This is a genomic window from Gottfriedia sp. ABJ_BB2_2 (genome assembly GCF_055484705.1).
In genome coordinates, this window is sequence record NZ_JBVFKR010000004.1 from 1 (window position 1) to 12,147 (window position 12,147).

Annotated in this window: 11 protein-coding genes, 2 rRNA genes and 1 riboswitch; all 13 genes read left to right on the forward strand. The window is 36.0% G+C overall.

All coding sequences use genetic code 11. The features are described from left to right. A 23S ribosomal RNA gene (locus ACX6U0_RS10970) occupies positions 1 to 87 on the forward strand; the annotation flags it as partial. Between the two features lie 52 nt (positions 88 to 139). After that, positions 140 to 255 (forward strand): 5S ribosomal RNA (gene rrf / locus ACX6U0_RS10975). A gap of 250 nt (positions 256 to 505) precedes the next feature. Then, on the forward strand, positions 506 to 1,600 hold the full coding sequence (locus tag ACX6U0_RS10980; RefSeq protein WP_464959976.1) for a PRK06851 family protein: 1,095 nt from the start codon (positions 506 to 508) through the stop codon (positions 1,598 to 1,600). A 306-nt stretch (positions 1,601 to 1,906) separates the two neighbouring features. Then, a riboswitch (purine riboswitch) is annotated at positions 1,907 to 2,008 on the forward strand. A gap of 117 nt (positions 2,009 to 2,125) precedes the next feature. After that, positions 2,126 to 2,611, forward strand: coding sequence for a 5-(carboxyamino)imidazole ribonucleotide mutase (gene purE, locus ACX6U0_RS10985; protein ID WP_464959977.1), 486 nt, complete (start codon positions 2,126 to 2,128; stop codon positions 2,609 to 2,611). Continuing rightward, the gene (purK, locus tag ACX6U0_RS10990; protein WP_464959978.1) at positions 2,608 to 3,756 is read left to right on the forward strand and encodes a 5-(carboxyamino)imidazole ribonucleotide synthase; all 1,149 of its coding nucleotides are present in this window, start codon (positions 2,608 to 2,610) and stop codon (positions 3,754 to 3,756) included. Before purE ends, purK begins: the two co-directional genes overlap by 4 nt. After that, complete coding sequence (gene purB, locus ACX6U0_RS10995) at positions 3,753 to 5,048, forward strand: adenylosuccinate lyase (RefSeq protein WP_464959979.1); 1,296 nt, start codon at positions 3,753 to 3,755, stop codon at positions 5,046 to 5,048. Before purK ends, purB begins: the two co-directional genes overlap by 4 nt. Before the next feature lie 110 nt (positions 5,049 to 5,158). Beyond that, positions 5,159 to 5,881: a phosphoribosylaminoimidazolesuccinocarboxamide synthase gene (gene purC, locus ACX6U0_RS11000; protein ID WP_464959980.1), complete on the forward strand. Its 723-nt coding sequence runs from the start codon at positions 5,159 to 5,161 to the stop codon at positions 5,879 to 5,881. After that, the gene (purS, locus tag ACX6U0_RS11005) at positions 5,869 to 6,123 is read left to right on the forward strand and encodes a phosphoribosylformylglycinamidine synthase subunit PurS (RefSeq protein ID WP_088001776.1); all 255 of its coding nucleotides are present in this window, start codon (positions 5,869 to 5,871) and stop codon (positions 6,121 to 6,123) included. The genes purC and purS overlap by 13 nt, the downstream gene beginning before the upstream one ends. Further along, positions 6,120 to 6,803 carry a phosphoribosylformylglycinamidine synthase subunit PurQ gene (gene purQ, locus ACX6U0_RS11010; RefSeq protein ID WP_088001778.1) on the forward strand — a complete coding sequence of 228 codons (684 nt, stop codon included), beginning with the start codon at positions 6,120 to 6,122 and terminating at the stop codon, positions 6,801 to 6,803. Before purS ends, purQ begins: the two co-directional genes overlap by 4 nt. Further along, positions 6,787 to 9,009 carry a phosphoribosylformylglycinamidine synthase subunit PurL gene (gene purL, locus ACX6U0_RS11015; protein ID WP_464959981.1) on the forward strand — a complete coding sequence of 741 codons (2,223 nt, stop codon included), beginning with the start codon at positions 6,787 to 6,789 and terminating at the stop codon, positions 9,007 to 9,009. The genes purQ and purL overlap by 17 nt, the downstream gene beginning before the upstream one ends. Beyond that, positions 8,994 to 10,406 carry an amidophosphoribosyltransferase gene (purF, locus tag ACX6U0_RS11020; RefSeq protein WP_464959982.1) on the forward strand — a complete coding sequence of 471 codons (1,413 nt, stop codon included), beginning with the start codon at positions 8,994 to 8,996 and terminating at the stop codon, positions 10,404 to 10,406. The genes purL and purF overlap by 16 nt, the downstream gene beginning before the upstream one ends. Before the next feature lie 90 nt (positions 10,407 to 10,496). Continuing rightward, complete coding sequence (gene purM, locus ACX6U0_RS11025) at positions 10,497 to 11,534, forward strand: phosphoribosylformylglycinamidine cyclo-ligase (protein WP_464959983.1); 1,038 nt, start codon at positions 10,497 to 10,499, stop codon at positions 11,532 to 11,534. Then, positions 11,534 to 12,100, forward strand: coding sequence for a phosphoribosylglycinamide formyltransferase (gene purN, locus ACX6U0_RS11030; protein WP_464959984.1), 567 nt, complete (start codon positions 11,534 to 11,536; stop codon positions 12,098 to 12,100). The genes purM and purN overlap by 1 nt, the downstream gene beginning before the upstream one ends. The last annotated feature ends 47 nt before the right edge of the window (positions 12,101 to 12,147 follow it).

Genomic DNA, 12,147 nt, shown 5'->3' on the forward strand with positions numbered 1-12,147 from the left:
TGAGAGATGATCAGGTTGATAGGTCAGAGGTGGAAGCGTGGTGACACGTGGAGCTGACTGATACTAATCGGTCGAGGACTTAACTAACAAGTTTGATAATGACATTATCTAGTTTTGAGGGTACAAACCCACAAATAAATCAGGTGATTAAGGCGAAGAGGTCACACCCGTTCCCATACCGAACACGGCAGTTAAGCTCTTCAGCGTCGATGGTAGTTGGGGGTTTCCCCCTGTGAGAGTAGAACGTCGCCTGGTAACTAAAACATCAGCTATTAAGCTGATGTTTTTTTGTGTTTCAGATCTTGTTTATTGGCGTGAGGTCAAGTGAAATTCAGAAGGCCTGGCACGAATGGTCAATGATATTGCATATCTCACTTAACATAATGAATACTTGAATGAAATAGAAAAAGTCTTATATTTTAAAGTAAAGAAGAAATAATATTAATACTGGGCAAACACCCTTCTAAAAGATTTTACATATGTTAGATTGAACGGAGGGGTATACATGAGAGGGAAAATTCGTAATTATTATGCAGGTGGCAACACGGCAAAAGGATTTTATAATCTCTATGACTCAGCTTTAGAGGATTTAGATAAGATATTTATTCTTAAAGGTGGTCCAGGAACTGGGAAATCAACATTAATGAAAACAATTGGTGAAAAGATTGTAAACAATGGAATAGATATTGAATATTTACATTGTTCTTCAGATACCAATTCTGTTGATGGCTTAATTATCCCAAAATTTCAAATTGGTATAGTAGATGGGACAGCACCACATGTAATTGAACCGAAAGCTCCTGGGGTTATTGAGGAATATGTGAATTTAGGTGTTGCTTGGGATTCTAAGAAACTATCTGTGCACAAGGAATCGATACTCTCACTAAATGATGAAATTTCAAAGAAGTTTCAAACTGCATATGACACATTTGCTGCTTCATTAAAGGCTCATGATGAAATTGAAGAAATTTATATTTCTAATATGGACTTTTTAGAGGCTAATAAACTGACTGATGAATTGATAGAGCTTTTTTATGGTACTGATAGCAATATTGAAAAAGACTCAAAAGTAAAACATAGATTTTTAGGCGCAGCAACTCCTAGTGGTGCAGTGGATTATATTCAAAATTTAACGGAAGACATCGAAAAACGATATTTTATTAAAGGTAGAGCTGGTTCTGGTAAGTCAACAATGTTAAAGAAAATAGCAGCCACAGGAAAAGATAGAGGTTTTGATGTAGAGATATATCATTGCGGCTTTGATCCAAACAGTCTTGACATGGTAATTATCCCAGAAAAAAGCATAGCAATTTTTGATAGTACTGCTCCACATGAATATTTTCCGGATCGAAAAAATGACGAAATAATTGATATGTATGAAAGATGTATTACACCAGGAACTGATGAGAAGTATGCACAAGAAATTGAAAGAACGACAAGGTCTTATAAAGATAAAATGAAAGAAGCGATATCTTACCTGGCAGAAGTAAAAGTTCTTCGGGATCAGTTAGAAGCGATTTATATTGAAGCCATGGACTTTTCTAAAGTTGATCAAATCCAAAGTGAAATACTAGAAGAAATTAAAAATATAATCGACTAAACAATAAAATAAAAAAGGCGTAGACCATATCGGTTACGCCTTTTATTGTGTTGATACTTTTCTGATTATAAGTTAATGTATAAGTAATTTTAAAGCAGTAAGATAATTTGTTTTCCGTTCAATCCTTATTTTAAATTCCATTACATTGAAATCTAAATATAGATTAATTAGATAAAAGAATGAGAAAACCAATCATATTCATGTGGAATCTAACATATAAATGCAGTAAAACACGAACATTAAAATATTTTTTAAATAAAACATTCATATTTATTGAAAAAAGTAATATTAATTGTTACTATAAGTATAGGAAGTTTAGCAAAACCTCATATAAAATTGGGAATATGGCCCAAAAGTTTCTACCTAGTAACCTTAAATTACTAGACTATGAGGGGAAGTTAATCACACGTGTACGTTTATTTGTATGCGCCTAGGTAGATTATCTTTCTCATCATAGAGATAATACTACTCTAGGCTTTTTTTGTGGAAAAAAATAACTGCGATAATTTACTTGGGGGAAAATGGATGAAACCGGTAGTTGGTATCATTATGGGAAGTACAAGTGATTGGGAAACAATGAAAAATGCATGTGATGTATTAGATGAACTAAGCGTTAGCTATGAAAAACGAGTGGTATCAGCTCATCGTACACCAGATTTAATGTTTGAATATGCAGAAACTGCAAGAGAAAGAGGAATACAAGTTATAATTGCTGGCGCAGGTGGTGCGGCTCATCTACCGGGGATGGTTGCTGCGAAAACAACTTTACCTGTAATAGGTGTACCTGTTCAATCTAAAGCTCTAAATGGCTTAGATTCACTATTATCAATTGTACAAATGCCAGGAGGAGTACCGGTAGCAACAGTAGCAATTGGTAAAGCAGGAGCTACAAACGCTGGGTTACTAGCAGCACAAATTATTAGTATTCATGATCAAGAAATTTTTCAAGCGTTAGAATTCCGTCGTGAAAACACACGAAAAGAAGTGACAGAAGGTAGTGTTTTACTATGAATAAAAAAGTAGTCTTGCCAGGTCAAACAATTGGTATAATCGGCGGTGGACAATTAGGGAGAATGATGGCGCTTTCTGCAAAAGAAATGGGATATAAAATTGCTGTTTTAGATCCTACGCCAAACTCACCATGTGGACAAATTGCCGATTTTGAAATAACTGCCGAATATTCTGACTTGAATGCAATTAGTCAGCTCGCAGAATTAAGTGATGTTATAACATATGAATTTGAAAATATAGATGTAAAAGCTTTGGAATATTTAGAAGGAAATTCATATTTACCACAGGGTAGTGAGTTATTGAAATTAACGAGAAATAGGTTAACAGAGAAGACTGCCATTCAAAATTTAGGCATCCAGGTTGCACCTTTTCGTTTAGTAGAGAATGAGGCTCAATTTTTTGAAGCCATTTCAATAATTGGTTTACCTGCAGTTTTGAAAACAACAACGGGTGGATATGACGGAAAAGGGCAAGTTGTCGTAAAATCAGATGCAGCTTTCGAGGAAGCATTAAGTTTAGTTGCTAAACAACAATGTATCCTTGAAGGGTGGGTACCTTTTGAAAAAGAATTGTCAATTATTGTCGCAAGAAATTTAAACGGGGATGTAAATACTTTCCCGATTGCAGAAAATGTTCATTTTAATCAAATACTTCATACATCATCAGTACCAGCAAACATAACAGAATCAGTAAAAAGAACTGTTGATCAATATGCAGAAAAAATTGCTAGTTCATTTCACTTAGTGGGTGTTTTGGCAATTGAACTATTTGTTACAAATGATGGGCAGGTTTTTGTAAATGAATTAGCTCCACGTCCACATAATTCAGGACATTATAGTATGAATGCCGGAGAGACTTCACAATTTAATCAACATGTTAGAGCAATATGTAATCTACCTTTAGGAAGCACTGAATTATTAAAACCAGTTGTGATGGTAAACATACTTGGTGAACATGTTGAAGAAGTACTAAAAGTTATGAAGCAAGATAGCTCATTAAAAGTACATCTTTACGGTAAAGAAGAAAGTAAAAAAGGTCGTAAAATGGGACATATTAATATAATGGCAGCAACAACTGAAGAAGCAATGAAAAAAGTAGAAGAGTTAGGGATCTGGAAAAGGAACCCAGTGGAGGTAAATGTATGATTGAACGTTATTCACGCCCAGAAATGGCAGCTATTTGGACAGAAGAAAACAAATTTAAAGCTTGGTTAGAAGTTGAAATCTTAGCTTGTGAAGCATGGGCTGAATTAGGTGATATTCCAAAAGAGGACGTAAAAGTATTACGTGAGAATGCTTCTTTTGATATCAATAGAATCTATGAGATTGAAAAAGAAACTCGTCATGATGTAGTAGCATTTACTCGTGCAGTATCAGAAACATTAGGTGATGAGCGTAAATGGGTACATTACGGTTTAACATCTACAGACGTAGTAGATACAGCACTTTCGTATTTGTTAAAACAAGCAAATGATATTTTATATAAAGACTTAGAGAATTTCATTGGAATTCTTGAAGAAAAAGCAAAAGAACATAAGTATACAGTAATGATGGGACGTACACATGGTGTCCATGCAGAACCTACTACATTTGGACTAAAGCTTGCTTTATGGACAGAAGAAATGAAACGTAACTTGGAACGCTTCAAGCATGCTACTGAAAGTGTAAGAGTAGGTAAGATTTCAGGAGCTGTAGGAACATATGCAAATATTCCTCCATTTGTTGAAGAATATGTATGTGAGAAATTAGGTATCCAAGCTGCACCGATTTCAACTCAAACATTACAACGTGATCGTCATGCTCACTATATGGCGACTTTATCATTAATCGCAACTTCAATTGAGAAGTTTGCAACTGAAGTACGTGGATTACAAAAAAGTGAAACACGCGAAGTGGAGGAATTCTTTGCAAAAGGCCAAAAAGGATCTTCTGCAATGCCTCATAAGCGTAACCCAATTGGTTCTGAAAATATGACAGGTTTAGCACGTGTTATTAGAGGACATATGGTTACAGCATATGAAAACGTGTCACTTTGGCATGAAAGAGATATTTCTCATTCATCAGCAGAAAGAATTATCTTACCAGATGCAACAATTCTTTTAAACTATATGTTAAACCGTTTTGGTAATATCGTGAAAAACTTAACTGTCTTCCCTGAAAACATGAAACGCAATATGGATAGAACGTATGGATTAATTTACTCACAACGTGTATTACTTGCTTTAATTGAAAAAGGAATGTCACGTGAAGAGGCTTATGATACAGTTCAACCAAAAGCAATGGAAGCATGGGAAACACAAGTACAATTTAAAGAATTAGTAGAAGCAGAAGAAAAAATTACTTCATTATTAACGAAAGAAGAAATTGATGATTGCTTCGACTATAGCTACCATTTAAGTCAAGTAGATACAATCTTTGAACGCTTAGGATTAAATTAAGAAACATTCGTTTGGCTAAGGTTGATTTATTCTCGACCTTAGCCAAACAAAATAAAAAATAGCTAACATTCAATTAAGTGTAGATATAAATTTATGGGGGGCAATGTTTCATGGTAGAGCAAGAATTATTGTATGAAGGTAAAGCTAAGAGAATTTATTCTACAGACAATCCAGAAATTGTACGAGTAAAGTATAAAAATTCTGCGACAGCTTTTAATGGGGAAAAGAAAGCAGAAATAGCTGGTAAAGGCCGTTTAAATAATGAGATTACTAGCTTACTATTTTCAAAGTTAATGGATTCAGGAATAGATACACATTTCGTAGAAAAAACATCAGAGCTTGAACAACTCGTTAAACGAGTAACAATTGTTCCTTTAGAAGTTGTAGTACGAAATATTGTTGCTGGTAGTTTATCTAAACGTATGGGATTAGATGAAGGCGTGGTTTTAGCTAAACCCATCGTTGAATTCTACTATAAACGTGATGATTTAGGAGATCCGATTGTAAATGAAGATCACATCGCATCACTTGAGCTAGCAACACCTGAAGAACTTCAAACAATTAAAGAAATTGCTCTTCGTGTAAACAATATATTAGTTGATCATTTTAATGAATGTAATGTTCGATTAGTCGATTTTAAATTAGAGTTTGGTAAGTTAAAGGATGGCTCAATTTTATTAGCAGACGAAATTTCACCTGATACATGCCGTTTATGGGATAAAGAGACGAACGCAAAGTTTGATAAAGATGTGTTCCGAAGAGATTTAGGGAACTTAACAGATGGATACGAAGAAATTTTAAAACGCTTAGGGGGATTATCATGTTCAAAGTAAGAGTATTCGTTACATTAAGAGAGAGTGTATTAGATCCACAAGGAAACGCAGTGAAAAACGCGCTTCATAGCATGAATTTCAATGAAGTAAATGATGTTCGTATCGGTAAATATATGGAACTTTTAATTGATAAAAATGTAGCTGATTTAGATGCTTCAGTAAAAGAAATGTGTGAAAAATTATTAGCAAACATCGTAATTGAAGATTACCGTTATGAGGTAGAGGAGGTAGTCGCACAGTGAAGTTTGCAGTAATTGTGTTTCCAGGCTCAAATTGTGATGTAGATATGTATCATGCAATAAAAGATGAATTAGGCGAAGAAGTAGAATACGTATGGCATGATTCAACTAATTTAGATGAATTTGACGGTATTTTATTACCAGGTGGTTTCTCATATGGTGATTACTTACGCTCTGGCGCAATTGCAGGTTTTGCCAATGTGATGGAAGCTGTAAAAAAGGCTGCTGCTGAAGGTAAACCAGTATTTGGAGTATGTAATGGATTTCAAATATTAACAGAAGCAGGTCTTTTACCAGGAACACTTCGACGTAATGAGAAATTAAAATTTATGTGTGGCCAAGTAGAATTAGTTGTTGAAAACAATGAAACAATGTTTACAACGGGTTACGAAAAAGGTCAAGTGATCACTGTACCAATCGCACATGGTGAGGGAAATTACTATTGCGACAATGAAACATACGAATCTCTTAAAAATAATAATCAGATTATTTTCCGTTATCAAAATAATCCGAATGGTAGTTTAGATGATATCGCAGGTATTGTAAATGAAAAAGGAAATGTTTTAGGAATGATGCCACACCCTGAGCGTGCTGTAGATACTTTATTAGGCAGTGCTGATGGACTTCAACTATTTCGTTCGATTGTAAGAAACTGGAGGGAAAACCATGTCGTTACTTCTTGAGCCAAACCCAATGCAAATTGAAGAAGAAAGAATTTATGCCACTATGGGCTTAACAGATGAAGAGTTCCAATTGATTAAATCAATTATTGGTCGTGGACCAAATTATACTGAACTTGGATTATTCTCTGTAATGTGGTCAGAACATTGTAGCTATAAAAATTCTAAACCTCTATTACGTAAATTCCCTGTAAGCGGAGAGCACGTTTTACAAGGACCAGGTGAAGGTGCAGGTATTGTTGATATTGGTGATGAGCAAGCAGTTGTATTTAAAATTGAAAGTCATAATCATCCATCAGCAATTGAACCTTACCAAGGGGCTGCTACTGGAGTAGGTGGAATTATTCGTGATGTATTCTCAATGGGTGCACGACCTGTTGCTCTTCTAAACTCTTTACGTTTTGGTGAATTAGAAACACCTAGAGTAAAGTATTTATTCGAAGAAGTAGTGGCTGGAATCGCAGGTTATGGTAACTGTATTGGAATCCCAACTGTGGGCGGAGAAGTAAACTTTGATCCTTGTTATGAAGGAAATCCTTTAGTAAATGCAATGTGCGTTGGCTTAATTAATCATAAAGACATTAAAAAAGGTCAAGCTCATGGTGTAGGAAACACTGTTATGTACGTTGGTGCATCAACAGGTCGCGACGGTATCCATGGTGCAACATTTGCTTCAGAAGAATTATCAGATGCATCTGAAGAGAAGCGTCCAGCGGTTCAAGTTGGTGATCCATTCATGGAAAAACTTTTACTTGAAGCATGTTTAGAGGTTGTTCAAAATGATGCCCTTGTTGGTATCCAGGATATGGGTGCAGCAGGACTGACATCATCATCTGCAGAAATGGCTTCTAAAGCTGGAATGGGTATCGAGATGAATCTTGACTTAGTTCCTCAACGTGAAGCAGGTATGACAGCTTACGAAATGATGCTATCTGAATCTCAAGAACGTATGTTACTTGTTGTTGAAAAAGGAAGAGAGCATGAAATCGTAGAGTTATTTGAAAAATATGATCTACACGCTGTATCTGTTGGACGTGTTACAGATGACAAAATGCTTCGATTACTTCATAACGGAGAAGTTGTAGCAGAGTTACCAGTTGACGCATTAGCAGAGGAAGCACCAGTTTATCATAAACCATCTACTGAAACTGCTTATTATGGTGAGTTCCAAGCGATGGAAAACTATGTTCCAGAAATAAAAGATTCAAAAGAAACATTAAAACAATTACTAGCTCAACCTACAATCGCAAGTAAAGAGTGGGTTTACGGACAGTATGACTATATGGTAAGAACAAACACTGTAGTGGCACCTGGTTCTGATGCAGCTGTCATTCGAATTCGTGATACGAAAAAAGCTCTTGCAATGACGACGGATTGTAATGCACGTTATCTATATTTAGATCCTGAAGTTGGTGGTAAAATTGCTGTTGCAGAAGCAGCACGTAATGTTATTTGTTCAGGTGCACGTCCACTAGCAATAACTGACTGCTTAAACTTTGGGAATCCAGAAAAGCCTGAAATTTTCTGGCAGTTAGAAAAAGCTACTGACGGCATGAGCGATGCTTGTAATGTATTAAGTACACCTGTTATCGGTGGAAATGTATCACTTTACAATGAAACGAATGGCGAAGCAGTTTATCCAACACCAGTAGTAGGTATGGTTGGATTAATTGAAGACATTGATCATATTACAACACAGCATTTTAAAACTGCTGGTGATTTAATTTATGTAATTGGTGAAACGAAAGAAGAATTTGGTGGTAGTGAGCTTCAAAAGCTATTAAATGCTGGAAAGATTTTCGGTAAAGCACCGAGTATTGATTTAACAGTAGAGGCTAAACGCCAAGAACAAATTCTTGCAGCGATTCAAGCAGGTGTTGTTGCTTCAGCTCATGATATCTCTGAAGGTGGACTAGGTGTTGCGATTGCTGAAAGTACATTTGGACCAACAAGTGTTGGTGCGAATATTACAATTGAAGGTAATGAGGTAGCAGCATTATTTAGTGAAACACAATCTCGTTTCTTACTTTCTGTTAAACCAGAGCATAAAGCACAATTTGAAGCTATGGTAGATGCAAAATTAATTGGTACAGTAACTGAAGAAACTTCAGTTACGATCCGCAATCAACAAAATGAAACAGTTCTTCATTCTACTGTTGAGGAATTAAAACAGTCTTGGAAAGAGGCGATCCCATGCTTGCTGAAATAAAAGGGTTAAATGAAGAATGTGGAATATTTGGAATTTGGGGGCATACTGATGCTGCCCAAATCTCCTACTATGGTCTTCATAGCTTGCAACATAGAGGGCAAGAAGGCGCAGGAATTGTAGTCTCTGACGGAAGTAAGCTTGAAGGTGCAAAAGGTGAAGGATTAGTTGCTGAAGTCTTCAGTAAAGGTCAATTAAATGACTTGCACGGAAAAGCTGCGATTGGTCATGTTCGTTACCCAACTGCAGGCGGCAGAGGCTATGAAAATGTTCAGCCACTTTTATTTCATTCTCATACAGGAAGTATTGCGCTTGCTCATAATGGGAATCTAGTAAATGCCTCAAGATTACGTAAAGATTTAGAAATGCAAGGTAGTATTTTTCAAACGACTTCAGATACAGAAGTACTTGCACATTTAATTAAACAAAATGGTTCGGCTCCAATAAAAGATCGTATTAAAGCATCTTTAAGTATGATTAAAGGCGCATTCGCTTATTTAGTATTAACAGAAGAAGCAATGTATGTTGCACTTGATCCTAATGGATTTAGACCTTTAGCTATAGCAAAACTTGGTGATGCATATGTAGTGGCTTCAGAAACGTGTGCTTTTGATGTAGTCGGTGCGAAATATATTCGTGATATTAACCCAGGTGAGTTACTAATCATCTCTGATGATGGAATCGAATCTGATCAGTTTACTTCAAGTGTTGAACATTCGATTTGTAGTATGGAATACATTTATTTCTCTCGTCCAGATAGCAATATTGATAATATCAATGTTCATGCTGCTCGAAAAAACATGGGTCGAGTTTTAGCAAATGAAGCTCCAATTGAAGCAGATGTAGTCATCGGTGTTCCTGATTCAAGTATTTCAGCGGCAATTGGTTATGCTGAGGAATCAGGCATTCCATATGAAATTGGTTTAATTAAAAACCGTTATGTAGGTCGCACATTTATACAACCTTCACAAGAGCTTCGTGAACAAGGTGTAAAAATGAAGTTATCTCCCGTGCGTTCGATTGTTGAAGGAAAACGCGTGGTAATGGTTGATGATTCAATTGTTCGTGGTACAACAAGCCGTCGAATCGTACAAATGTTACGTGATGCAGGCGCAAGTGAAGTTCATGTTCGAATTGGAGCACCACCAATTAAAAACCCTTGCTATTATGGAATTGATACATCGACTAGAGAAGAATTAATTGCTGCAACTAAATCAATAGAAGAAATGTGTCAAGAAATTGGCGCAGATACTCTTGAATTTATTAGTTTAGAAGGCTTATTAGGTGCAATTGGAAGAAACCATGCGGGGCCAACAAGAGGTCAATGTACTGCATGCTTTACTGGTTGCTATCCAACAGTAATTTATGATGAAAATGAACTAGTACATTCTCACAATTAATAGAAATACCGTTAAGAAAAAAGAGGCGGCGAGCAAAAGTCGTCGCCTTTCTTGAATATATTTATGAGGAACGAGAGGGGAAATCATCACATGGCGAATGCATATAAACAAGCTGGTGTAGATATTGAAGCTGGTTATGAAGCAGTCAACAGAATGAAAAAACACGTTCAAAAAACAATGCGTCAAGAAGTACTTGGTGGTTTAGGTGGATTTGGAGGAATGTTTGATTTATCCAAATTCAATTATAAAGAGCCGGTACTTGTATCAGGAACTGACGGAGTTGGAACAAAATTGAAATTAGCATTCCAAATGGACCGTCACGATACGATTGGCATTGATGCAGTCGCGATGTGTGTGAATGATATTGTTGTTCAAGGAGCAGAGCCATTATTTTTCCTTGATTATTTAGCAGTAGGAAAAGCAGTGCCTGAAAGAATTGAACATATTGTAAAAGGTGTTTCAGAAGGTTGTATTCAAGCAGGTTGTTCTTTAATTGGAGGAGAAACTGCAGAAATGCCAGGTATGTATCCAGAAGATGAATATGATATTGCAGGATTTGCTGTTGGGATCGCAGATAAATCTAAGTTGGTTACAGGGCAAAACATTCAAGCAGGTGACATACTACTAGGTATTTCTTCAAACGGTATCCATAGTAATGGCTACTCTCTAGTTCGTAAAGTGCTATTAGAAAAAGGTGGATTAACGCTTGATCAACACATTGATCAACTTGGACATACATTAGGGGAAGAGTTACTTCGACCTACAAAAATTTATGTAAAACCAATCTTAAATGTGCTGAAAAACTTTGAGATTAATGGAATGGCTCATATTACAGGTGGAGGCTTTATCGAAAATATTCCTAGAATGCTTCCAGAAGGTATCGGAGCAGAAATAGACTATGGTTCATGGCCAATCCAACCAATCTTTGATCTTTTAGAAGAAATTGGTGAACTAAAGCGTGAAGAAATGTTTAACATTTTTAATATGGGAATTGGTATGGTACTGGCAATTAAAGAGGAAAACTTACATGACATTATTAATCTATTAGAAGAGTCTGACGAAAAAGTTTTCATCATTGGTAGAACGATTGCAGGTGAAGGTGTCACTTTTGGTGGAGGTTCATTGTAATGACAAACATTGCCGTATTTGCTTCAGGAAATGGCAGCAACTTTCAAGCAATTCTTGATGCGACTAGAAGCGGAGAATTAAAAGCAACAATACAATTGCTAGTATGTGATCGTCAAAATGCTTATTGTATTCAAAGAGCAGAAGAAGCGAATATTCCTTCGTTTGTTTTCACTGCTAAACAATATGAATCAAAAGAACATTACGAAGCAGAAGTGATCTCCCATCTAAAAGAGCTAAATGTCGAATTTATCATTTTAGCAGGTTATATGAGATTGATTGGTCCGACAATTTTAGACGCATTTCCCGGGAAAATTGTTAATGTACATCCTTCGTTTCTTCCTTTATTTCCTGGAAAAGACGCAATCGGTCAAGCTTTGCTTGCAAATGTCGAATCGACTGGAGTTACGGTGCATTATGTTGATGAGGGAATGGATACTGGTCCAATTATTGCACAAGAAAAGATCTTGATTGATAAAGGTGAAACAAAAGAATCGCTAGAAAAAAAGGTGCACGATATCGAGCACGTTTTATATGTGGATACATTAAAGAAGTTATTTAATCAATAGAATTGTATTTTAAAAGATAAAATGAATTCTTACTTTTGGGGGCTTAT

Excerpts from the sequence above, each read along its gene's own strand:
- purN (WP_464959984.1), top strand. The coding sequence starts at position 11,534 with ATGACAAACATTGCCGTATTTGCTTCAGGAAATGGCAGCAACTTTCAA.
- purS (WP_088001776.1), top strand. The coding sequence starts at position 5,869 with ATGTTCAAAGTAAGAGTATTCGTTACATTAAGAGAGAGTGTATTAGAT.
- purF (WP_464959982.1), top strand. The coding sequence starts at position 8,994 with ATGCTTGCTGAAATAAAAGGGTTAAATGAAGAATGTGGAATATTTGGA.
- purL (WP_464959981.1), top strand. The coding sequence starts at position 6,787 with ATGTCGTTACTTCTTGAGCCAAACCCAATGCAAATTGAAGAAGAAAGA.
- purB (WP_464959979.1), top strand. The coding sequence starts at position 3,753 with ATGATTGAACGTTATTCACGCCCAGAAATGGCAGCTATTTGGACAGAA.
- purM (WP_464959983.1), top strand. The coding sequence starts at position 10,497 with ATGGCGAATGCATATAAACAAGCTGGTGTAGATATTGAAGCTGGTTAT.
- purE (WP_464959977.1), top strand. The coding sequence starts at position 2,126 with ATGAAACCGGTAGTTGGTATCATTATGGGAAGTACAAGTGATTGGGAA.
- purC (WP_464959980.1), top strand. The coding sequence starts at position 5,159 with ATGGTAGAGCAAGAATTATTGTATGAAGGTAAAGCTAAGAGAATTTAT.
- purK (WP_464959978.1), top strand. The coding sequence starts at position 2,608 with ATGAATAAAAAAGTAGTCTTGCCAGGTCAAACAATTGGTATAATCGGC.
- ACX6U0_RS10980 (WP_464959976.1), top strand. The coding sequence starts at position 506 with ATGAGAGGGAAAATTCGTAATTATTATGCAGGTGGCAACACGGCAAAA.